Raw genomic sequence first — 23,516 nt, forward strand, 5'->3', positions numbered from 1 at the left:
TAAAGGACTAGTTAAATGAAGAATGTTAATTAAAAAACTTGCATTTTGTCATTTATTCTAGTAGAATTTAAATGTGTACTAAACACATACCTTTTACTTGGTAAAACGAATCACCAACGTCTACTCAGTAAGAGGAAAAATTGAGAAATGAGGTGCTTAGAAATGTCAATTTCTAAAGAACGTAAAAATGAAATCATCAAAGAATACGCAATCCACGAAGGAGATACAGGTTCTCCCGAAGTACAAGTTGCTGTATTAACAGCTGAGATCAACCACTTAAATGAACATGCACGTGTTCACAAAAAAGACCACCATTCTTACCGTGGACTTATGAAAAAAATTGGTCACCGTCGTAACTTGCTTGCGTACTTACGCAACAAAGATATTACTCGTTACCGTGAATTGATTCAAAGATTAGGCCTACGTCGTTAATTTTTCGTAGTCTATTTAGAAGCGAGGTTCTAAGGAATCTCGCTTCATTTTGTATGTAAAAGAAAAAAGCTGTTTTATTTTGTTATCCATCCTACTATACAAATGTGAGCATTTGAATGAAAGTGAAATGTTGACATTTGTTTAGTAGTCTGTTTGGAAGTAACGAATAAAAGCTTTAAGAAAAAGGAGAAATGCACACAATGACAGAGAAGCAAGTTTTCACTAAAGAATGGGCAGGACGTACATTAACAGTTGAAGTTGGACAATTAGCAAAACAAGCTAATGGAGCCGTTTTGATTCGTTATAATGATACTGCAGTATTAACAGCAGCTGTGGCTAGTAAAAAAGCTAAGGATGTAGATTTCTTCCCGTTAACTGTAAATTATGATGAAAAAATGTATTCAGTTGGGAAAATCCCAGGTGGTTTTATTAAAAGAGAAGCGCGTCCAAGTGAAACAGCGACGCTAACAGCTCGATTAATCGACCGTCCGATTCGTCCAATGTTTGCTGAAGGATTTCGTAATGAAGTTCAAATCACAAATACAGTTATGTCTGTAGAACAAGACTGTTCACCATCTTTCTCAGCTATGTTTGGTTCTTCTTTATCACTAGCAATTTCAGATATTCCATTTAATGGACCAATTGCTGGAGTAGACGTTGGACGCATTGATGGAGAATACATCATTAACCCAACAGTTGAACAAGAAGCTTTATCAGATATACACTTAACAGTTGCTGGTACAAAAGAAGCTATCAACATGGTTGAAAGTGGAGCCGAAGAAGTTTCAGAAGAAGATATGCTAGGCGCTTTAATGTTTGGACATAGAGCTATTCAAGAATTAGTTGCTTTCCAAGAAGAAATCGTTGCGGCTGTCGGCAAAGAAAAAATGACTATTCAATTATTACAAATCGATGCAGATTTAGAAAAAGAAGTGAATGATGCTTTCCAAAGTAAAATGATTGCTGCCATTCAAACAGAAGAAAAATTAGCTCGTGAAGAAAATATTGAAGCAGTTAAAGAAGACGCAATTGCTTTTTACGAAGAAAAATATAAAGAACATGATGAATCTAACCGTATCAATAAAGAAGTAAAACAAATTGTTGAAGATATGGAAAAAAATGAAGTACGTCGTTTAATTACAGTCGATAAAATCAGACCAGATGGTCGTAAAATTGATGAAATTCGTTCTTTAGCTTCAGAAATCGGACTTTTACCAAGAGCACATGGTTCTGGTTTGTTCACTCGTGGGCAAACGCAAGCTTTGTCTGTAGCTACTTTAGCACCATTAGGCGAACATCAAATTATTGATGGATTAGGTGTTGAGAACAGCAAACGATTCATTCATCACTATAACTTCCCACAATACTCTGTTGGAAGCACTGGCCCATCACGTGGACCAGGTCGTCGAGAAATCGGACACGGAGCATTAGGTGAACGTGCTTTAGCACAAGTGATTCCAAGTGAAGAAGATTTCCCATACATGATTCGTTTAGTGGCTGAAGTTCTTGAATCAAATGGTTCCTCATCACAAGCAAGTATCTGTGCGGGTACATTAGCTTTAATGGATGCCGGCGTGCCAATCAAAGCTCCAGTAGCTGGGATCGCAATGGGACTTGTTAAAGAAGGCGAAAACTATACTGTCTTAACGGATATTCAAGGATTAGAAGATCACTTGGGCGATATGGACTTTAAAGTAGCTGGTACAAGCAAAGGAATCACTGCTCTTCAAATGGATATTAAAATTGAAGGAATTACGCAACAAATTTTAGAAGAAGCCTTAACTCAAGCTAAAAAAGCAAGAATGGAAATTCTTGATGAATTGATTTCTACAATTGCTGAGCCACATGAAGAATTAAGCGCATATGCTCCTAAAATTGAAATGATGCAAATCAAACCGGAAAAAATCAAAGTTGTTATTGGCCGCGGTGGTGACCAAATCAATGCTATTATTGATGAAACCGGCGTTAAAATTGATATCGATCAAGAAGGAAATATCAGTATTGCATCTGAAGACGCGGCTATGATCAAACGTGCTAAAGAAATTATTGAAGAATTAACAAAAGATATCGAAGTTGGTAAAGTTTATTCAGGAAAAGTAAAACGAATTGAAAAATTCGGAGCTTTTGTTGAAATTGCTAAAGGAAAAGATGGATTAGTTCATATTTCTGAATTAGCAAACGAACGTGTTGCGAAAGTTGAAGATGTTTTGACTTTAGGCGAAGTAATGGATGTTAAAGTTATCGAAATCGATAAACAAGGAAGAATCAACCTTTCTCGTAAAGTATTATTGAAAACTGAAGAAAAATAAACATGAATAGAAAAAAGAGTCCAATTTTTAATTGGGCTCTTTTTTTATGATTATTCTTCAATCTTATTCAGCCATTCTACTAAAAATTGAACGGTTAATTCTTGTTGTTCCTCATGAGAAATACTAGCATCATTATCGCCTTCTTGATGTCCATAATCTCCAAATCCAGCATGATTACCGCCTTCGATAATGTAATAGGATGTAGAATCAGGCAAGTAAGTTTTTCCATCTTGGTAGGCTTCGTTGTCAAGTACACCATCCTTAGAACCTACAAGTGAAAGAACTGAAATAGGTAAGGTGTCTAGTCGACCTTTTTCATCAGGGTAGCTGGCTAGTAAAAAGACCCCTTTTAACAGATCCGAATCTATTTCATTTGCAAAGCGGCTGGCCATGACGCCTCCTAAAGAATGACCTCCAATAACGAAATCAGTTATGTTTTCATCAACAATCAGTTTTTCTGCTTTATTTGTATCGGTAACAGCAAGATTTAACGCATGCTTAACAAGGTATACAGGAAACCCTTTTGAAGCGAGTTTAGCAGCGAGGGAACTATAGCTTTTTTCCTCTACCAACCCTCCTTGATAAAAAATAACTGACGTCGGATGTGATTCCTTCAATGGCATAAAGATAACGGCATCAGAGGTTTCTTTGACTTGATAATTCTGATTGGATGGCATAGTCTCTTCAATAGCTTCGTCTAAAGGCAGGTAAGTCATAGAGCGTAAAAAAAACAAACCTCCTAGAATAAGTAAAACAAAAAGAACGATACCAATTATTAAAATTTTATATTTGCGTTTCATATGCTCTCCTTTCATATTTGATTGAGGGAATAGACGTAAAAAGTGTATCATACTTTTACTTTGCTACGTTATAATAATAAAACAAAAGAGAGCGAATAATCTACATGTGTATAATTTCCTTTAAAATTGTGCTAAAATGTATATTGGGAGTACGTGTAGTTAATAGATAAAAAGAAATGTATTAGGAGAGATAAATAAATGAGTGGATATACTATTGCAGTTGTTGGAGCAACTGGAGCTGTAGGAACAAAAATGATTCAAATGTTGGAACAAGCTGCTTTTCCTATTAAAGAGGTGAAACTATTAGCTTCTAAAAGATCAGCTGGAAAAAAAGCTTTATTTAATGGAAAAGAAATCGAAATTCAAGAAACAACAGCTGATTCTTTTGAAAATGTTGATATTGCTTTATTTAGTGCTGGCGGCTCAATCTCAAAACAATTTGCGCCGGAAGCAGTAAAACGCGGAGCAGTTGTTATCGACAACACGAGCGCCTACCGTATGGATACTGAAGTACCATTAGTTGTTCCTGAAGTGAATGAGGAAGCGATTCGTTCGCATAAAGGCATTATTGCTAACCCGAACTGTTCAACTATCCAAATGATGGTGGCACTTGAACCAATTCGTAAACAATATGGACTAGATCGTATCATCGTTTCAACTTACCAAGCAGTAAGTGGGGCAGGAGTATCTGCTGTAAAAGAGATGAAAGACCAAGCAAAAAACATGTTGAATAACGAACCTTTTGAAGCAGCAATTTTGCCATCCGGTGGTGACAAAAAGCATTTTCCAATTGCTTTTAACGCTTTACCGCAAATTGATTTATTTACTGAAGATGGATACACATTTGAAGAATTAAAGATGATTAATGAAACAAAAAAAATCATGAGTAACGATAAAATAAAAATTTCTGCAACATGTGTCCGTATTCCTGTTGTATCAGGACATGCAGAATCTGTTTATATTGAAGTGAAAGAAGATGGAGCTAGCGTGGCTTCTATTCAAGACCTTTTAAGAAATGCACCTGGTGTAGAACTTCAAGACGATCCTGCTAACCAAATTTATCCAACTCCGTTAGATGCAGCTGGAAAAAAAGAAACATTTGTTGGAAGAATCCGTAAAGATCGTGACCAAGAGAATGGTTATCATATGTGGGTTGTTTCAGATAATTTATTAAAAGGCGCAGCTTGGAATTCTGTTCAAATTGCTGAAAGTCTATATAAATTAGGATTAGTAAAAGCAAAAGATTAATCAATGTAAGATGAATTTAAAGTAAAGGGTGATTTAAATGGATTTAAAAAAAGCTCGCATTATAACAGCTATGACCACTCCATTTGACGATCAAGGAGCAGTTGATTATGGACGTTTAGAAAAATTAATCAACTATTTGCTTGAAAATGGCACTGAAGGGTTAGTAGTGGGAGGAACAACCGGAGAATCTCCTACGTTAACCCATAATGAAAAGCTGGAGTTGTATCAAAAAACAATCGAATTAGTAGCAGGTCGAGTACCCGTTATTGCTGGTACAGGTTCATTCAATACTGCTGAAACGATTGCTTTTACAAAAGAGGTTGAAGCCATTTCAGGTATTGATGCAGCGTTAGTAGTTGCTCCTTATTACAGCAAGCCTAATCAAGCAGGTCTATATGCTCACTTTGAAGCTGTAGCAAATAGTACAACATTACCCATTATTATCTATAATGTTCCAGGTCGTACGAGCGTTTCTATTGATCCTAAGACGACGATAAAACTCTCAGCTATTAAAAATATTATTGGAGTCAAAGAATGTTTAGGTCTAGACGCTGTGAGTGAAGAAATTGAGCAAACTTCGGATGACTTTTTAGTCTATACTGGTGAAGACGGCAACGCTTTTCCTGCAAAATGTATTGGAGCAACTGGAGTGATTTCAGTAGCAAGCCATGTTTTAGGAAACGATATGGTGAAAATGTACAACTGCTTAGAAGCCCTTCAAATGAGTGAAGCAGCAGAATTGCATCGTCAGTTAGTGCCAAAAATGAATAGTCTGTTTACAGTACCATCTCCTGCGCCAGTGAAATTTGCGTTAAATCATTTAGGCATTGAAGTTGGAGGCGTAAGATTGCCATTGGTAGCTTGCACAAAAGAAGAAGAAGAGTTTATTTTAACTACATTAAATTGGTAAATACAAAAAATAATGAATTGAAAGTAAAAGAGGTGAAGAAATGAGCACAATTAAAATTATTCCACTAGGTGGAGTTCGAGAAAATGGAAAAAATATGTATGCTGTTGAAGTTGATGAAGACATCTTTGTATTGGATTGTGGATTGATGTTTCCAGAAACAGAATTACTAGGAATCGACGTAGTCATTCCTGACTTTAGTTATTTAGAAGAAAATAGAAATCGTGTAACTGGAGTATTTCTAACACATGGTCATGAAGATGCAATAGGAGCATTGCCTTATTTCCTTCAAAAATTTGACGTTCCAGTATTTGGTACGGAGCTAACAATAGCTTTAGCAAAATTATTTGTTGAAAAAGATAGTCAAGTAAGTAAATTTGATGATTATCATATTATAGATGAAAATACTGAGATTGAATTTGGAGATGTGATTGCTAGTTTCTTTAGAACGAATCATACGATTCCTGATTCAGTTGGGATAGCGCTTAAGACAACTGAAGGAAGCGTCGTTTATACGGGTGATTTCAAATTTGACCAAAGTGCAAAACCAATGTATCAAAGTAACTTGTCACGTATTGCTGACATTGGAAAAGACAAAGTACTAGCTTTATTGAGTGATTCTAGCGAAGCTGAAAGCCCAGTAGAAAATATCAGTGATTTGAAAGTAGCAGAAGAAGTATTGGATACATTCCAAAATGCTACAGGACGTATCATCGTAGCTAGTGTTGCAAGCAACATTCTGCGTATCCAACAAGTCTTAGATGCTGCTCATAAATCTCATAAGAAGATTTTTATTACAGGAAGCAACCTTGAAGAAATTGTTCGAATTGCTATGGAATTGAATAAACTTCAATTGCCAAGTGAGGATTTAATTGTTCCAATAACAGAGATCGAAAAATACGAAGATAAAGAAATTGTTGTATTAGAAACGGGTGTTACTGGTGAACCAATTAAGACTCTAACGCGTATGGCTAAAGGAAAACACACTCAAGTAAATATTAAAGAGGGCGATTTAGTTTATATCGTAACCAGCCCTTCAACAGCAATGGAAGTAACAGTTGCTCAAGCAGAAAACTTGATTTACCGTGCAGGTGGAACTGTAAAACAAATTTCAGATAATTTAAAAGCATCAGGACATGCAACTCCTAATGATTTAAAATTAATGATCAATTTGATTAAACCTACTTACTTTATTCCTGTTCAAGGAGAATACCGAATGCTTTCTGCTCATGCAGAATTGGCACACGAAGTTGGGATGTCATACAAGAATATTTTTATTCCTGGAAAAGGCGATATTATGGAATACAAAAATGAACGTATGCATGTAGCAGGACAAGTAACAGCCGGAAACACAATGGTAGATGGTATTGGAATTGGCGATATTGGAAATATTGTGTTACGCGACCGTAAATTGCTATCTGAAGATGGAATCTTTGTAGCGGTCGTTACTATTAATCGCAGAAAAAGTAAAATCATCTCAGGACCTGAAGTTATGACGAGAGGGTTTGTATACGTTAAAGAAAATACAGATCTTATTAATCAAAGCAATGAGATTATCAGAAAAGTAGTAGAAGAAAATTTAAGTCGTAAAGAATTTGAATGGAGCCGTTTAAAACAAGAAATTAGAGACGCTTTAAACAAACATCTTTTTGAACAAACACGTAGACGTCCAGTAATTTTACCAATTATTATGGAAACTAGTTCACGTAATCGCAAAAATTAAATTAAAAGGGGCTTTTACTGACTTCTTAATTGAAGTTAGTAAAAGTTTTTTTAATTTAAATAAGCAAAAAAGAGCATTCACAAAAGTGAATGCTCTTTTTCTAACAGGGGATAGATAAGACTATTCTGTTACGCCTTCAGTCCATTCAGCAACGCGGTCAGGATTTTCTTCAATCCATGTTTCTGCTGCATCTTCAGGATCTTCTCCTTCAGAAATATCTAGCATAATGCTTTCCATTTCTTCTGTTGTCCAGTTAAATTGATCTAATATTTGATAAGCTTCTGGCATATCTTCTTCTAAACCTTCACGAGCCATAGTGTTGATCGTTTCTGCTTCACCAAATGAACCTTCAGGATCTTCAAGATATTTCAAGCCATAAGTGGCGAACATCCAGTGTGGAGACCAACCAGTAATAACAATTTCTTCTTCATTTTGAATAGCTTGACCTAATTCAACAGTCATTGCACCAGATGAAGAAGTCTCAAGTTCCCAATCACTTAAATTATCGTAATCTTCTAAGGCTGTTTCAGTTGCAGCAACAACACCAGCACCGGGTTCGATACCTGTGATGCTCATTTCAGCTTCATCAGTAAGGTCTGCGATAGAATCTACATCCATGTATTCAGGAACAACTAAACCAACTAATGCGCCTTCTAAGTTCGTTCCAAGGTTAACCATTTGGTCGCCATATTCTTCAAATTGAGAACCATGAGTGGCTGGCAGCCATGCAGCTACCATAGCGTCAGCGTCACCGCTTGCTACGGCTTGCCACATTACAGCGTTATCTAAAGGTGTTAATTTTACATTATAACCTAAATCTTCTAAAACTTTACCGATCACGTGAGTAGAAGCGACTTCAGTATCCCATTCTACATAAGCTAATTCAATTTCTTGTCCTTTACCAACAGATGTATCCTCTGTTGAAGATTTTTCTGTTGCACAACCTGCTGCAGCTAATGATAATCCTAAACCTGCTGTGAGGCCTAAATGTTTCCAGTTTAATTTTTTCATAACTAATCCATCTCCTTTTTTTTTTTAAAATAACATTCAATTATTTTTTATTTAATTTTTGTGTTAAACGATCAATGATAATCGCTAGAACAACTAAACCTAAACCAGATACAAAACCTGTACCGATTTGTGCACGTTGCAGAGAAGAAAGAACTTCTCTTCCAAGACCAGGAGCACCGATCATAGAAGCGATAACGACCATTGATAGAGCTAACATAACAGTTTGGTTGATACCAGCCATGATTGTTGACTTAGCTAATGGAAGTTCTACTTTGAATAACTTTTGAGCACCAGTGCTACCAAAAGATTCTGATGCTTCAACTAATTCAGCTGAGACTTGTCTGATTCCTAGATTTGTAAAACGAACAGTCGGTGGAATTGCAAAAATCAATGAGGCAAACACTCCTGGAACCATACCAATCCCAAAGAAGGCAACTGCGGGTATTAAATAAACAAAAGCCGGCATTGTTTGCATAAAATCCAGTATAGGAGCAATAATGGTATTCGCTATTTTACTTTTAGCCATTAAAATACCAAATGGAACTCCAATAACAATTGATAATAAACTAGCAACTAGAACGAGTGTTAAAGTGCTCATTAACTCTTCCCAAAGTCCTTGATTATAGATGAACCAAAGCCCAATGATTGAAAATGTTGCTAAGCCAAATTTCTTTTTTGAAGAGAAAAAGGCGATCACAGCAATAATCAAAATAAATAAAATGGGTGGAAGTAGTAATAAAGTATCTGTTACAAATTCCATAGCAATCTCAGAATATTTTTGTATAGGGTCAAACAAAAATGCAAAAGTATCTGTTATCCAACTTGTGAAACTTTCTATTGCATCAGCTACAGGTAATTCTGGAATAATATCTAATAAATTAAACATTTTGCAGCACCTCACTTTCTCCTGCAAGAGCGGCTATTACAGCACCTCTGACAATAATACCTACTAATTTTCCTTCATCCACAACTGCTACCGGAGTAGTTGAATCATGAATAACAGAGAAGATATCGTTCATGGAAGTTGTTCTTGTAACAGTTGGGATATCGACTTTAAGGATACTTTCAATTGTTTGAATATTTTTCTTACGTGCTTCCGAAGCATCTTCAGCTGTAATATAGCCTAAAAGATTGCGTTGGCTATCTACAACTAACATACTAGAGATTCCTTCACTGCGCATTTGTTCTAATGCAAAACGAGGACCATGGTTTTTAATATTTAATGTTTCAGGACGTTGCATGATGTTTTCAGCAGTTAATACTTTAGAGCGATCCACATCTTCAACGAATTTTTCCACGTAATCATTTGCAGGATGAGTCAATATTTCTTCAGGAGAACCAATTTGCACAATGGAACCATCTTTCATTAAAGCAATTTTGTCGCCGATTCTTAAAGCTTCATTTAAATCATGCGTAATAAAGATAATCGTTTTTTTAACATTTGCTTGAAGTTCAATTAATTCATCTTGCATTTCACGACGAATTAAAGGATCTAACGCAGAGAAAGCTTCATCCATTAATAAAATCTCAGGATCATTCGCTAAAGCACGTGCAAGACCAACTCGTTGTTGCATTCCACCTGATAATTGACTAGGATATTGATCTTTATAATCGCCTAATCCAGCGTTTTCTAAAGCTTTTTGAGCTTTTTGTTGTCTCACAGCTTTATCAACACCTTGAATTTCTAATCCATATTCAGTGTTTTCTAAAATCGTACGGTGAGGGAAGAGACCAAAGTTTTGGAAAACCATACTTAATTTTTCTCTTCTGACTTGGCGCAAGGCTTTTTTATCCATAGTAGATAAATTTTTATCATCGATGTAAATATTTCCTTTAGTAGGATCGATTAAACGATTAAACATGCGGACAAGAGTAGACTTTCCACTACCTGATAATCCCATGATGACAAAAATCTCACCTTCTTCAACTGTAAAGCTAACGTTGTTTACTCCTACAGTGGCCCCAGTTTCTTTAAAGATTTCTTGCTTAGATTTTTGTTGGTTTAACAACTCTAAGGCTTGTGTTGTTCTTTTACCAAAAACTTTTGTAACATTTTCAATAGTTATTTTTGACAAAAATAACATCCCCTTCCTTTTTTTATTTATGAATGTCAACTAGTGAATCAAAATGAATAAAGTACAATCTGATAAGGATAGAATCAAAACATAAATTGTTATAGAAACCATTCGTAAAATGGCTGATTTCTTTGAAAAATGTTTAAGAAAAATCGACATCTATTCATTAAAAAAAAACTTTTAAAATGAAGCACAATAATCAGTGTAACATGAATAAAAAAAAATGAAAAACAAAACCATTTTCAAAAATAAGCTTTAATACCGTTGTTTTACCTTGACGACAGACCTGAGAGGGGGAATAAAAAAAATAAAAAAAGTTTTTAAAAGCGTTTTCTTTTTAGGTTTCTTGTAAAAAAAGATAAAAAATAAGATATAAAAATTGACATATAACTTGTGGTTTTTTAGTGGGATTGATAGACTTATTTTGAAGTGCTGGAAGAGTACAAATGAGGTGGAAAAAATGTTAACAGATTTACAAAAAAAAATTATTGAACATACAGAAGACTATGTATATAAATTATTAAAAGATGATGCTAGCGGTCATGATTGGTGGCATATTCATCGAGTCAGAAATTTAGCAAAAAGTATTGCAAAACAAGAACGTAAAGAAATAAATTTCTTTATTTGCGAGATGGCGGCTCTTTTACATGATGTGGCTGATGAAAAAATGAATAAAACAGAAGCTGATGGGGAGAAGAAAGTTAGAAGTTGGCTTTCAACTCATCCTATAACTGAAGAAGAAACAGAACAAATAATGGATATCATTCTTCACATGTCATACAAAGGTGGGACAAATAAAACTAAATTGACTTCAATAGAAGGAAAAATTATTCAAGATGCAGATAGATTGGATGCAATAGGAGCAATTGGGATCGCTAGAACAATGGCCTATTCAGGTTCAAAAAATCGATTGATACATGATCCGGAAAAAAAACCACGTGAACATCTTACTATTGAAGATTATCGTTCTGGAGAAGATACAGCTATTATGCATTTTTATGAAAAATTGTTAAAACTAAGGGAAGAAATGAATACAACTCCTGGGAAAAAGTTAGCAGAACAAAGACATGCTTTTATGGAACACTATTTATCAGAATTTTATGCTGAATGGGATGGGGACAGGTAAGGTAGGCTTATAAAGAGGTTTAATACAATAAATCAGTGGAGGTTAGTGTATGAATAGGATGGAAAATATTATACTAAGAGAAGCAACAGTAGGCGATGTTTCTATGATAGAAGATTATATAATAGAAAAAAATCCTTACACAGTGATGCCTATGGTCGGTATGACTGAAAGTTTACATGAAAATGAAAAATACCCTATCTTGATCTTAGACCAAGATACGATGGTAGGTTTCTTTATCCTTCAAACAGGAAATTCGGTATTAAACTATGTCTCAAATCCCAATGCTATTCTTTTAAAAGCCCATTCGGTCGATAAACGGTATCAAAAGCAAGGATACGGAAAAGCTTCAATGGAAAAACTACCGGAGTATATAAAAGAGCGGTTTTCTTCTATTAATGAAATTGTTTTGTTGATTGATTACGATAACATCAGTGGACAAATGATGTATTTAAAATCAGGATTCAAAGATACTAAAAAGAAAGTAAAGGAAGCAGATGGGTATAAGTTTGTTTACTCAAAAATACTTGAGGGCAGTCTAGTTTAATCTGCTTAATAGTTGAATCATCAAATCGTATATTGACAAAAAATCAGTATAATTGTACTATATTATATGGAAGTAAAATTGAATGAACAACCATCACAAAGGGGTGCTGTAAAAAGCTGAGATTGAATCAATAGATTCTAACCCTTGGAACCTGTTCGTTAGTACGAGCGTAGGGATTGTGACGGGGACGAAATAATAGTGTTAAAATGATTATTCGGACTCCTCCTTTGATGTGTGGCACTGTTCAACACATGAAGGAGGAGTTTTTTTTGAGTAGTATGAGGTTACGTGTTTGGATAGAAGGGACGATAGTTGCCGCTTTAGCAATTGTGTTATCTTTGATTCCAACCAATATTGGAACAGGATTTACAATTTCGTTAGGGATGATTCCGTTAACGTTGTTTGCATTTAGGTATGGTTTTATAGCAGCGTCTGCATCAGGATTTTTATGGGGAGTATTGCATTTCTTAGTTGGAAACGCTAGTATATTGCATCCATTACAAGGATTTATAGAATATTTTGTTGCTTTTGCTTTTGTTGGTTTTGCAGGTCTGGTAAGCAGACCTATCCAACGATCTTTTAAAGAAAATAAAAAACTAAAGCAATATCAATTAATTGTCTTTGGAACGATATTAGGAACAGTAGCTCGTTTCTTCTGGCACTTTATTGCAGGGTATTATTTTTGGGGAAGTTATGCTCCAGAAGGAATGAATCCTATTTGGTATTCATTTATTGCGAACGGTGGAAGTGCACTCGTTACTGGAATAGTAACAAGCGTTGTATTAATCATCATAGCTAAAACGACTCCAATGTTGTTTTTACCAAAAAGTAAACATTAACCATTTTTTTTAAGGATAAATAAGTGAGAGATTGTGGCAGCTGCCCAATCTCTTTTTTGGTAATGAATTCCTGCAGTTCGCTAGTTTGTAGTAGCTAAAAAATTAGGGAAGTAGTAAGATTGACTAATAATAAAGTTGGAGAGGAATACGTCGATGCAGATTATCACATACATACTTTTGGGTTTTTTCTTTTTAAATATCGTTTTTGCTGTCATTACGGTTTTTCGTGAGAAACGAGATATTGCTGCTACTTGGGCATGGTTGCTTGTGTTGATTCTTTTACCAGGAATTGGATTCATTTTTTATTTGTTTATTGGGAAAAAATTGACCCGTGAAAAGATATTTGATATCAAGTCTCAAGAAAATATAGGAATGCCAGAGCTCGTACAAGCTCAAAAAGAAATGTTAGCAGAGGATGAAAATTTATTATCTGCTAAACAAGCTACTGAAAACGCAAAAGAAATGGCAAGTTTATTTTTAGAAAGTGACGAATCAATTTTAACTAAAGGAAATAAAATTGAATTGTTCACTGATGGAGCACAGAAATTTAATTCTTTAATAGAAGATATTTCTAAAGCGGAGCATCACATTCATATGATCTATTATATTATCCATAACGATAAAATAGGGAAACGTGTTCTTAAAGTCTTAGAAGAACGTGCAGCTGCTGGAGTTGATGTTTTAGTTATTTATGATGCTTTAGGTTCTCGATCGTTAAAGCCTAATTTTTTTAAAAAATTAAAAAAATTAGGTGGCAAAGCTGAACCTTTCTTTGGTTCAAAATTTCCATTGATTAATTTACGTTTTAACTACCGCAATCACCGTAAAATTGTGATTATTGATGGGAAAATTGGGTATACTGGCGGTTTCAACGTTGGAGATGAGTATTTAGGCGAGTATAAGAAATTTGGCTATTGGAGAGATACCCATTTAAAAATTCAAGGAAATGCTGTCCTAGCATTACAAAGTCGATTTTTAATGGATTGGAATGCAGCAGTTCCTAAACATAAATTGGAATATGAAGAAAATTTCTTCCCTTTAATTGATAAAAAAGGGCATACGAACGTACAAGTCGTTTCGAGTGGCCCAGATTCAGATCTTGAGCAAATCAAAAAGGGTTATATTAAGATGATCAGTATGGCTAAAGAGTCTGTTTTTATTCAAACGCCTTATTTTGTTCCAGATGATTCAGTATTGGAATCTATTCAAATTGCTATAATGTCTGGGATTGATGTTAAAATCATGATACCGAATAAACCAGATCATCCATTTATTTATCGGGCTACCATGTATTATGCTGAAGCTATGGCAGCAGTTGGTGCAGAAGTATATATTTACGATAATGGATTTTTACATGCAAAAACAGTAGTTGTGGATGGAGATATCTGTTCGATTGGGACAGCTAATTTTGATATCCGTAGTTTTAAATTAAATTTTGAAGTAAATGTTTTTATCTATGATGCTAAGATTGCTCAGCAACAGCAAAATTTCTTTTATGAAGATATGAAGAAAAGCTATCTACTGACAAAAGAAATCATTGATAATAAATCTAAATGGATGAAATTTAAACAAACTTTTTCTAGATTATTTTCTCCAATTCTATAAACTCATAAGCTAGCTAAAGAAAGATTTTGGAATACTAATTCCAAAATCTTTTTTTATGAGAAAAAATTAATCAAAAATCGTCAAATTTGATTAGAGTTAGTATGTTTGAGATAATAGTTTTGCATATGGTCAAAAAATAGAAAGAATATATAAAGAGGTGAGTGTATTGATAGAATTTAAAGATGTTTCAAAAGTATATAAAGGTGGGAAAAAAGCAGTCGACGCTATTAACCTTACATTTAATGATGGAGAATTTATTGTGTTTATCGGTACAAGTGGAAGTGGGAAAACGACTTCTATGCGAATGATCAATCGTATGATTGAGCCGACATCAGGACAAATTTTAATTAATGGGGAAGATATTATGAAAAAAGACCCTGTTCAATTAAGACGTAAAATCGGTTATGTTATCCAACAAATTGGGTTAATGCCTCATATGACAATTTATGACAATATTGTCATGGTTCCTAAATTATTAAAGTGGTCTGAAGATAAACAACGAGAATCAGCTGAACGACTACTTGAAAAAGTAGATTTACCAAAAGACTTTTTGGAACGTTACCCAGCAGAACTTTCTGGTGGACAGCAACAAAGAATTGGTGTTATTCGTGCTTTGGCTGCGAACCAAGATGTTATATTAATGGATGAACCTTTTGGAGCACTAGATCCTATTACTAGAGATGCTTTACAAGAATTAGTGAAAGAATTACAAGAAGAGATGGGAAAAACGTTTATTTTTGTTACCCATGACATGGATGAAGCTTTAAAGCTGGCTGACCGCATTGTGATTATGCAAAATGGTCGTGTCGTTCAATTTGATACGCCGGATAATATACTAGCTGAACCGGCTAATCAGTTTGTTGAAGATTTTATCGGTGAGGACCGATTGATTCAAGCAAGACCAAATATTCAAACGGTAGACCAAGTTATGATAAAAAATCCTATCTCTGTAACTCCTGGAAAATCTCTTTCAGAAGCGATTCGTTTGATGAGAGATAAACGAGTCGACTCCCTATTTGTCACGGATGACTCTGGTGTCTTAAAGGGATATGTTGATATAGAAAGAATCGATCGTAATCGTAAACGGGCTACAAGTGTAGGAGATATTATGATGGATAAAGTTTATTTTGTTCGAGAAGGTACTCTTTTAAGAGATACTGTTCAAAGAATTTTAAAACGTGGATTTAAAAATATCCCAGTCGTGGATAATAAAGATCGGTTGATTGGTTTAGTCACTCGTACGTCACTCGTAGATGTGGTTTACGATACAATATGGGGTGAGGAAGAAGATATTACAAGTGGAAATGTTTTTGAAACGACCACTCCTAACGAGAGTAATGAATAGAGGAGGAAAAAATAATGGCTGAATTTTTTGCAACAAATGGCTCTGATTTACTCCTGAAAACGTGGGAACATTTCTACATTTCAGCATTTGCTTTGGCGTTAGGTGTTATTGTGGCTGTCCCTTTAGGAGTATTATTAACAAGATTTGAAAAAAGTGCTAAGTTTATTATCGGCTTAGCAACAATTTTACAAACTGTCCCTTCTTTAGCACTACTAGCTTTAATGATTCCTCTATTTGGAATTGGAAAGGTGCCTGCAATCGTTGCATTATTTATCTATTCTTTATTACCTATTTTAAGAAACACTTATATAGGAATGAATGGAGTAGATACTAATTTAAGGGACGCAGGTAAAGGAATGGGAATGACCAGTCTACAGTTGATAAAAAATGTCGAATTACCTCAAGCCGCACCGGTTATTATGGCAGGAATTCGCTTGTCAGGTGTTTACGTTATCTCATGGGCTGCATTAGCTTCTTATATTGGTGCTGGGGGATTAGGTGATTTTATCTTTAATGGATTAAATCTTTTTATTCCTAGTTTGATTATTGGCGGAACCATACCTGTAACCATTCTTGCATTATTGACAGATTTTGTACTAGGAAAATTAGAAAAAAAAGTAACGCCTAGAACTGTGCAAGGAAATGAATAGGAGGGCTTCAACGATGAAGAAAATTCAAAAAATTGCTGCCCTTTTTATGGCAGCGATAGTATTAAGCAGTTGTTCGTTACCTGGGTTAGGTAGTGGATTTAATGAAGAGGGAATCACAATAACGGGTGGTTCTACTACAGAACAACAAATTATAGGTTATATTGTTGAAGGTATGGTTGAGCATTACATTGATATAGATGCTCAGATTGTAAATAATTTAGGATCATCTTCTTTAAATCATCAAGCTTTGGTTGGTGGAGATGCTAATGTAGCCGCAATTAAATATACAGGAACTTCTTTAACAGGTGAATTAGGAAGAGATCCGATCACTGATCCTGAAAAAGCATTAGAACTTGTTGTGGATGGATTTGCTGCTGAATTCAATCAAAAATGGTTTCCAACTTATGGTTTTGCAAACACGTACGCTTTTATGGTGACACAAGAACTTGCAGATCAATATAATTTAGTTACCATTAGTGATTTGGAGGACGTAGCGGGTGAATTAAATGCTGGAGTAGACTCATCTTGGATCCAGCGTGAAGGAGACGGGTATGCTGCATTTCTAGATACTTATGGCTTTGATTTTAACCGTGTTTATCCTATGCAAATCGGATTAGTTTATAATGCATTACAAGCTGGAGAAATGGATGTTGTGCTAGGTTATTCAACAGATGGACGTATTAAAAGTTATGACTTAGTTGTGTTGGAAGATGATAAACAATTATTCCCTCCATATGACGCTAGTCCAGTTGCAACTTTTGAAGTATTAGAAGCCTATCCTGAATTAAATGAAGTATTATCAAAATTACAAAATTCTATAACGGATGAAAAAATGCAAGAATTAAATTATATTTCAGATAACAATTTAATTGAACCTAAAGTTGTAGCAGACGACTTTTTGAAAGAAAACAATTATTTTGAATCAGTTGAGGTAAACGAAGGAGGAGGCGAATAATAATGATGGCACAAATGAATTTATGGGAACAATTAATTTATTATTTTTCAGAAAATGGTCTTTATATTTGGAGCCAATTTTTTCGTCACTTCTTAATTTCGATTTATGGTGTGATTTTTGCAGGGATTATTGGAATTCCAATTGGTTTCTGGATTTCTCGACATGGAAAGTTAGCTGACTGGGTCGTTGGAGCAGCTAACGTCATTCAAACGGTCCCTTCGTTAGCCATGTTGTCTATCTTGATGTTAGGGTTGGGATTAGGTGTAAATACCGTTATTACAACAGTATTTTTATACTCATTACTCCCTATTATTAAAAATACGTACGCAGGAGTTCGAAGTGTGGACAAAAATATTTTGGATTCAGGTAAAGGTATGGGTATGACAAGATGGCAGCTAACCTATATGGTTGAACTTCCTTTAGCTTTATCGATCATTATGGCCGGAATTCGTAATGCTATGGTAGTCGGGATTGGTGTAACTGCAATCGGAACGTTTATTGGAGCCGGTGGTTTAGGTGATATTATTACTCGGGGCGTAAATGTAACCGATGGTGGAGCAATCATCCTCGCAGGTGCAATTCCAACTGCTTTAATGGCAGTTATCAGTGACCTCTTCTTAGGTTGGATCGAGAAAAAACTGAATCCAACAAAAAGTAAAAAATTACTATCTTAGAAATAAATGTTTATCATTAAACTAAGCAATACAAATACAAAAAGACTCTCCTTTTAGATTCATTAGATAACTGGTATCTAATAATTATATGGAGGGTCTTTTTATTTATAGGAATTAGTGAAGTGAAGGAAAATGTTAAAGTGAGGGAAAGGATTCAATTAGGATAAACGGATATGTCTTATATTGTTGGGATTAATTAAGTAAGTCATATGAGTAATTGTATTTTCTAGAATGATTTGAGGCTTCTTAAAAGGTGCATATCTAATATAACCAGTAACTTCTGCTGAAAAAGAAGATTCTGCCAAATGATTCAACTGTACGATTATTTTTCTCTTTTTAGTAAAGGCTTGGTTTAAGAAAAAAGTAATTTGTTCTTTAGGCATTTGTGTTAAAATCTCTAGTTCACTAGCGGCGTCAGTTAAAAAGAATTTTTTTTGCAGAAAAGAAAAGGGATGAACTTGTTCTTCTAAAGTATTTTTTTTCATCTATATTCCTCCGAACGTTTGTTTGATATTTATATTATACGAACAAACGTTCAACAAAGCAAGCTGTTTAAATTAATTTTTAAAAAGTTTCTATTTTTCTGAAAAAATGGCATAATAAGTGAGTGAACTGAAAGATTTAGTAAAAAAAGGGGTTTTAATAATGGATTATAAAATTATTGCAGATTCTTGTTGTGATTTGCCACTAGATTTTATAAAAGAAAATGATATAGAAATTATAAATTTAATTATCAATCTTGAAGGAAAAGATTATATAGACGACATGGGTGAAACATTTGACCGTGATGCCTTCTTTGAAGCTTTAAAGAATGGCGCAATGGCCACTAGTTCACAAATCAACATTGGTAAATTTATTGAAGTATTCAAAATGTATGTTGAGAAAGGTCAACCAGCTGTATTTTTAGGTTTATCTTCTGCATTAAGCGGTTCTTATAATAATGCTGTAACAGCAGTAGAAATGTTGAAAGAAGAATATGATGAAGTAAATATTACAGTAGTTGACTCTAAAGCGGCTTGTCTTGGTGAAGGCTTATTGATATATGAAGCTGTAAATCGAAAAAATGCAGGACAATCTTTAGAAGAAGTCGTGAGCTGGTTAGAAGAATATAAAATGAAACTTCATTCCTGGGTAACCGTAGATGATATTAGACATCTTGAGCGTAGTGGAAGAATCTCTTCAGTCTCTGCAACCCTTGGCAGTGTTTTAAATGTAAAACCTATCATAGTGATGAATGAAAAAGGTGGTTTAGTACCGAGTGCTAAAGTCAGAGGTAGAAAAAAATCGCTGCATTATTTAGTTAATAAAACAGTTGAAGGTATAGTAGATCCTGAAGACCAAACTCTTTTTATTGGACATGTCGGTGTTCAACAAGAAGCTGAATGGATCAAAAAGGAAATTGAATCTAAAATCAATGTTAAAGATATACAAGTATATCCTTATGGACCTACCATTGCTTCACATACAGGATTTGGCTCTATTGCATTATTCTCATTTGGTGAGGTAAGAAAATAAGCGGTGTTTCTAATTTAATAATGTCTTAATAAGTAAGATAAAATGTCGATATACTAATGAAAGTAATCATTTACTTTTTTATTCATCTAAGTATTTTCTGAGATTTATTTATCTAAAAATGAGACTAAACGTATAGAGGTTTTTTGTTAAAAAAACGCTTTATACGTTGATTTTTAGGTATTTATGATTTGACATATACAGAATGCTATGTTAAATTATGCTTAGTTGAATAAAAATAATGGTTGGGCATTTGCTTTCAAGGATGAATTCTTCAAGGGGTGAGAAGAATGATTCTTAAGTGATGTCTTTTTTTGTATTTTAAGGAGGTGTATGAATGAGTTTAGAAGCAATTGAATACGTTAAAGAAGCAGAAGAAAGAGCCCGACAAATTGAAGTTAATGGAGAAAAAAAGATTCAAGAAATTAGTCAGTCTGTTAACGAAGAAATTAAAAAAAGTAATCAAAATATGCAACAGGAATTAGACAATTATGAAGCAAACCAACAAGTCTTGTTTCGTGATCGTTTAGCAATAGAAAAACAAGCTGTTGATCAAGAATTGTCTCTTGAAGTTGAATCAATACTTGAATCTGTAGAGGTTAAACAAAATAGTGTTGTTAATCATATTGTAAAGGAGGTAAGTACTCACTATGGCAATAGCTAAGATGAAACAAATGACACTTCTAGCTGAGCAAGAAAAAAAGGATTCTCTATTAAAAGCTGTACAAGAATTACAAAAGCTTGAAATGGTTGAATTGTCTACATTAGAAGACTCTGAATTTCTTGATTACTATTCAACGGATACAGCACCTCAAAAACGTGTTGAATATGAAGAAAAATTAAAAGAAATCCAAGCAACTCTAAATTTCTTGAATCAACATATTTCTCAACCAGGTATGATTGCTAAGTTGAGAAAAGGTCGCGAAGAGTATACTCTCGAAGAACTTGAAAATCATGTCTTTCATTCTGATCTTGACCACACTATTGTTGAGTTAGGAAAAATAGAAAAAAGACTGGTTGAATTAGATCAGATGAAAAAAAATCTTGGAGAAAAAGAAGAATTTCTTCGGAAATGGCAAAATATGACCTTTAATCCTAACGATTTAAAAACATTTCAATTAATGTCTGGAACAGTTGGAAGTATAGCTTCTGGTAACGTAGAGAACTTTGAAAAAGAAGTTGAATCGATAGAAAATAGTTATTTAGAAAAAATATTTCATTATAAAGATGAAGCATCCTATCTAGTATTAGTACCAAAAAAATTAGACTCGCTAATGGAAGAAATTTTTGAACGATTCCAATTATCCAGACTCTCTTATCCTTATAAACTAACGCCTCTAAATGAATTGAAAGTAGTACTTAAAGAAGTTAGTGATCTGCGCAAAGAAGAAGATAAATTAAAAGATACAATAAAAGCATTTAAAGAAAAAGCCATAGACCTCCAGCTTGGTGAAGAATATTATTATAATTTAGTTGAAAGAGAAATAGGAAAAACCTTATTACTAAATGGTAGTGATTTATTTATTTTGAATGGCTGGCTAGAAGAGGAACGAATTCCTGAATTGAACAGCCTTTTAGATGAATACGTTGGAAAAGATGGTTATGTCGTTATTGCAGATGAAATTAAATTTAAGAACTATGCTAAAGTGCCTGTAGTATTGAAAAACAATAAATTAGTTAAACCATTTGAAAGTATTACAGAAATGTATAGTATGCCTAAATACGATGACGTAGATCCTACCCCTTTCATGATGCCTTTTTACTTTGTCTTTTTCGGAATGATGAGTGCAGATTTAGGATATGGAATATTGCTTTGGGCAGCAACTTTAATTGGATCAAAAGTGTTCAAGTTTGAAAAGGGCATGAAAAACTTTGTCCAACTCTTTCACTATTTATCTTATTCAGTAATTGCTTGGGGATTTATTTATGGAAGTTTCTTTGGATACGATTTGCCTTTCCAATTATTGTCGATTACGAATGATGTCATTACTATTTTGATTTTGTCTGTAGTATTTGGATTTATCCAATTAGTTTATGGATTGCTTTTAAATGGTGGACTAAAATGGCGTAAACAACAAAGATCATCCAGTTATATTGATGGAACAGCTTGGGCTCTTATCCTATTAGGTATAGGTCTTTTAGTAATCAATATGGTACTTTGGAATAATGACCTTTTACAAATGATTTCTTTAGTCGTGATCATTGCCAATGTTATTGGGATTATATTGGTAACTATGCTGGCATCTGACAACAAAGTAATGGGTTTTGGACTAGGACTTTACAATATTTATGGAGCAACCAATTATGTTGGAGATTTAGTCAGTTATACTCGTTTAATGGCATTAGGAGTTTCTGGTGGGAGTATTGCGGTAGCGTTTAATTCTATTGTAGACATTTTCCCACCAGTAATGAAATTTACGATTGGTGCATTACTGTTTATCGTCTTACACGCATTAAATATTTTCTTGACCTACTTAAGTGCTTATATTCATACAATAAGACTTCAGTATGTTGAATTTTTCGGTAAATTTTATGAAGGTGGAGGACGATCATTAAATCCTTTTAAAACCTTCGAAAAACATATTTATTTAAAAAATAGAACCAACAAATAAAAAAAGAATTTAAATGGAGGAATTTTATAATGGAAACTTTTACAAGTTATTTAATTGAAAACGGCGGATTAGTATTTGCAGCTTTAGGTATAGCTTTTGCTACATTCTTTGCAGGAACAGGTTCTGCTAAAGGGGTCGGAATTGCAGGGGAAGCAGCAGCTGCATTAACGACAGAACAACCTGAAAAATTCGGACAATCATTAATCTTAATGCTATTACCGGGAACTCAAGGTTTGTACGGTTTCGTTATCGCGTTTTTAATTTTCTTAAACACTGGTTTAGATACAAGTTTAGCTGAAGGTATGTATATGTTTATGGCTTCTCTACCAATTGCATTTACTGGATTAACTTCTGGTGTTGCACAAGGACGTGTTGCGGCTGCAGGTATCCAAATCTTAGCTAAAAGACCGGAACATGCGACTAAAGGGATTGTATATGCAGCCATGGTAGAAACGTACGCTATTTTAGGTTTTGTTATTTCATTCTTAATGATATTTAACGCTTAATCATAATGATTCCATTTATAGTAAAAATAGAAAGAATGGAGGCGTAGAAATGTCAGATTTAAAACTATTGACAGAACGTTTGATTGAAAATAAAAAAGCTGAAGTACAAGAAAAAATCAAAGAAGCCGAAGCTGAAAAAGCACAGTTGCTTGAAGAATCAGCTAGGAATCTAGCTGAAGAAAAAGCAAAACAAATAAGTTTAATTGATTCACGATTGGCAAGGAAGTTTGAACAAGATAAACATACGTTGCAAATCAATAAGCGAAATCAATTACTTTCTGAGAAGCAAAAAATGTTAAAAATCGTTTTTAGTAAAGCTGAAGAACAAATGAATCAGTGGACAGATACAGAGTTTCAACAGTTTCTATTATCTGTTTTAAAACAACATAAAGGTAGTGAATCTATCGAATTGATAGTAGGACAATATTCTGTCGATAAAGTATCAAATGACTGGATCAATAAAGTAGCTAAAGAAGAGGTCAATATTCAATTGTCTACTGAAACTATTTCTAAAAAGAATGGATTTATCCTTAAAAAGACCGGAATAGAATACAACTATCTTTTTGATGAATTGGTTAAAGATATTAAGGGACAACTTGTTTCATCAGTTTCAAAACAATTATTTGATTAAAAAGGAGAGGAA

The 23,516-nt window shown here is 34.1% G+C and carries 21 protein-coding genes, 1 pseudogene, 1 riboswitch and 1 other annotated feature; of the genes and pseudogenes, 18 read left to right on the plus strand and 4 right to left on the minus strand.

Annotation, left to right across the window (positions count from 1 at the left end; all coding sequences use genetic code 11):
- Window positions 1-162 precede the first annotated feature (162 nt).
- Both rpsO and pnp read left to right on the plus strand, forming a co-directional pair.
- Window positions 163-432 (plus strand): 30S ribosomal protein S15, encoded by a 270-nt coding sequence (rpsO, locus tag BR65_RS02000; RefSeq protein WP_013710576.1) that lies wholly within the window; start codon window positions 163-165, stop codon window positions 430-432.
- A gap of 200 nt (window positions 433-632) precedes the next feature.
- Window positions 633-2,741 (plus strand): polyribonucleotide nucleotidyltransferase, encoded by a 2,109-nt coding sequence (gene pnp / locus BR65_RS02005; protein WP_034536478.1) that lies wholly within the window; start codon window positions 633-635, stop codon window positions 2,739-2,741.
- Window positions 2,742-2,791: 50 nt separating this feature from the next.
- Here pnp and BR65_RS02010 read toward each other — a convergent pair whose 3' ends face one another.
- Complete coding sequence (locus BR65_RS02010) at window positions 2,792-3,541, minus strand: alpha/beta hydrolase (protein ID WP_034536479.1); 750 nt, start codon at window positions 3,539-3,541, stop codon at window positions 2,792-2,794.
- A gap of 198 nt (window positions 3,542-3,739) precedes the next feature.
- Here BR65_RS02010 and BR65_RS02015 point away from each other — a divergent pair, with 198 nt between their 5' ends.
- Genes BR65_RS02015 through BR65_RS02025 form a run of 3 tightly spaced genes read left to right on the plus strand, consistent with a single transcriptional unit; the run spans window position 3,740 to window position 7,419 of the window.
- Window positions 3,740-4,789, plus strand: a complete 1,050-nt coding sequence (locus BR65_RS02015) for an aspartate-semialdehyde dehydrogenase (RefSeq protein ID WP_034536480.1) — start codon at window positions 3,740-3,742, stop codon at window positions 4,787-4,789.
- 37 nt (window positions 4,790-4,826) lie between these two features.
- Window positions 4,827-5,699 carry a 4-hydroxy-tetrahydrodipicolinate synthase gene (dapA, locus tag BR65_RS02020; RefSeq protein ID WP_034536481.1) on the plus strand — a complete coding sequence of 291 codons (873 nt, stop codon included), beginning with the start codon at window positions 4,827-4,829 and terminating at the stop codon, window positions 5,697-5,699.
- A 40-nt stretch (window positions 5,700-5,739) separates the two neighbouring features.
- Window positions 5,740-7,419 carry a ribonuclease J gene (locus tag BR65_RS02025; protein WP_034536482.1) on the plus strand — a complete coding sequence of 560 codons (1,680 nt, stop codon included), beginning with the start codon at window positions 5,740-5,742 and terminating at the stop codon, window positions 7,417-7,419.
- Window positions 7,420-7,539: 120 nt separating this feature from the next.
- Here the strand turns inward: BR65_RS02025 and BR65_RS14065 are convergent.
- Window positions 7,540-9,316: pseudogene (locus tag BR65_RS14065) on the minus strand (ABC transporter permease/substrate binding protein).
- Window positions 9,309-10,505, minus strand: coding sequence for a quaternary amine ABC transporter ATP-binding protein (locus tag BR65_RS02040; RefSeq protein ID WP_034538576.1), 1,197 nt, complete (start codon window positions 10,503-10,505; stop codon window positions 9,309-9,311). Before BR65_RS02040 ends, BR65_RS14065 begins: the two are co-directional and overlap by 8 nt.
- A 460-nt stretch (window positions 10,506-10,965) precedes the next feature.
- On the opposite strand from BR65_RS02040, the gene BR65_RS02045 reads away from it, so the two are divergent.
- From BR65_RS02045 to BR65_RS02080, 8 genes are all read left to right on the plus strand, one after another.
- Window positions 10,966-11,631: an HD domain-containing protein gene (locus BR65_RS02045; RefSeq protein ID WP_023177584.1), complete on the plus strand. Its 666-nt coding sequence runs from the start codon at window positions 10,966-10,968 to the stop codon at window positions 11,629-11,631.
- Window positions 11,632-11,680: 49 nt separating this feature from the next.
- Window positions 11,681-12,175 carry a GNAT family N-acetyltransferase gene (locus BR65_RS02050; protein WP_034536486.1) on the plus strand — a complete coding sequence of 165 codons (495 nt, stop codon included), beginning with the start codon at window positions 11,681-11,683 and terminating at the stop codon, window positions 12,173-12,175.
- An 89-nt stretch (window positions 12,176-12,264) separates the two neighbouring features.
- A riboswitch (TPP riboswitch) is annotated at window positions 12,265-12,368 on the plus strand.
- A 76-nt stretch (window positions 12,369-12,444) separates the two neighbouring features.
- Window positions 12,445-13,014, plus strand: a complete 570-nt coding sequence (gene thiT, locus BR65_RS02055; protein WP_081901342.1) for an energy-coupled thiamine transporter ThiT — start codon at window positions 12,445-12,447, stop codon at window positions 13,012-13,014.
- Window positions 13,015-13,167: 153 nt separating this feature from the next.
- Window positions 13,168-14,619, plus strand: a complete 1,452-nt coding sequence (gene cls, locus BR65_RS02060) for a cardiolipin synthase (protein WP_034536488.1) — start codon at window positions 13,168-13,170, stop codon at window positions 14,617-14,619.
- Window positions 14,620-14,776: 157 nt separating this feature from the next.
- Window positions 14,777-15,964, plus strand: a complete 1,188-nt coding sequence (locus BR65_RS02065) for a betaine/proline/choline family ABC transporter ATP-binding protein (RefSeq protein ID WP_023177592.1) — start codon at window positions 14,777-14,779, stop codon at window positions 15,962-15,964.
- A 14-nt stretch (window positions 15,965-15,978) separates the two neighbouring features.
- Window positions 15,979-16,614 (plus strand): ABC transporter permease, encoded by a 636-nt coding sequence (locus BR65_RS02070; RefSeq protein ID WP_023177594.1) that lies wholly within the window; start codon window positions 15,979-15,981, stop codon window positions 16,612-16,614.
- A 13-nt stretch (window positions 16,615-16,627) separates the two neighbouring features.
- Window positions 16,628-17,569: an osmoprotectant ABC transporter substrate-binding protein gene (locus tag BR65_RS02075; RefSeq protein WP_034536490.1), complete on the plus strand. Its 942-nt coding sequence runs from the start codon at window positions 16,628-16,630 to the stop codon at window positions 17,567-17,569.
- 5 nt (window positions 17,570-17,574) lie between these two features.
- Window positions 17,575-18,243, plus strand: a complete 669-nt coding sequence (locus tag BR65_RS02080) for an ABC transporter permease (RefSeq protein WP_034538578.1) — start codon at window positions 17,575-17,577, stop codon at window positions 18,241-18,243.
- A gap of 158 nt (window positions 18,244-18,401) precedes the next feature.
- On the opposite strand, the gene BR65_RS02085 is transcribed toward BR65_RS02080, so the two are convergent.
- Complete coding sequence (locus tag BR65_RS02085) at window positions 18,402-18,728, minus strand: hypothetical protein (RefSeq protein WP_034536491.1); 327 nt, start codon at window positions 18,726-18,728, stop codon at window positions 18,402-18,404.
- 160 nt (window positions 18,729-18,888) lie between these two features.
- On the opposite strand from BR65_RS02085, the gene BR65_RS02090 reads away from it, so the two are divergent.
- The 5 genes from BR65_RS02090 to BR65_RS02110 all read left to right on the plus strand — a co-directional run bounded on the left by BR65_RS02090 (window position 18,889) and on the right by BR65_RS02110 (window position 23,504).
- Complete coding sequence (locus BR65_RS02090) at window positions 18,889-19,758, plus strand: DegV family protein (RefSeq protein ID WP_034536493.1); 870 nt, start codon at window positions 18,889-18,891, stop codon at window positions 19,756-19,758.
- Between the two features lie 240 nt (window positions 19,759-19,998).
- Window positions 19,999-20,046: a sequence feature (sodium ion sensor (DUF1646 type); this cis-regulatory element may regulate processes involved in with the transportation of sodium ions), on the plus strand.
- A gap of 46 nt (window positions 20,047-20,092) precedes the next feature.
- Window positions 20,093-20,419: a hypothetical protein gene (locus BR65_RS02095; protein ID WP_034536494.1), complete on the plus strand. Its 327-nt coding sequence runs from the start codon at window positions 20,093-20,095 to the stop codon at window positions 20,417-20,419.
- Window positions 20,406-22,367, plus strand: coding sequence for a V-type ATP synthase subunit I (locus BR65_RS02100; protein WP_034536495.1), 1,962 nt, complete (start codon window positions 20,406-20,408; stop codon window positions 22,365-22,367). Before BR65_RS02095 ends, BR65_RS02100 begins: the two co-directional genes overlap by 14 nt.
- A gap of 29 nt (window positions 22,368-22,396) precedes the next feature.
- On the plus strand, window positions 22,397-22,873 hold the full coding sequence (locus BR65_RS02105; RefSeq protein WP_034536496.1) for a V-type ATP synthase subunit K: 477 nt from the start codon (window positions 22,397-22,399) through the stop codon (window positions 22,871-22,873).
- Window positions 22,874-22,922: 49 nt separating this feature from the next.
- Complete coding sequence (locus tag BR65_RS02110) at window positions 22,923-23,504, plus strand: V-type ATP synthase subunit E (protein ID WP_034536497.1); 582 nt, start codon at window positions 22,923-22,925, stop codon at window positions 23,502-23,504.
- Window positions 23,505-23,516 lie beyond the last annotated feature (12 nt).

Origin of the sequence: Carnobacterium inhibens subsp. inhibens DSM 13024, assembly GCF_000746825.1 — a bacterium.
Classification (GTDB): Bacteria; Bacillota; Bacilli; order Lactobacillales; family Carnobacteriaceae; genus Carnobacterium_B; species Carnobacterium_B inhibens.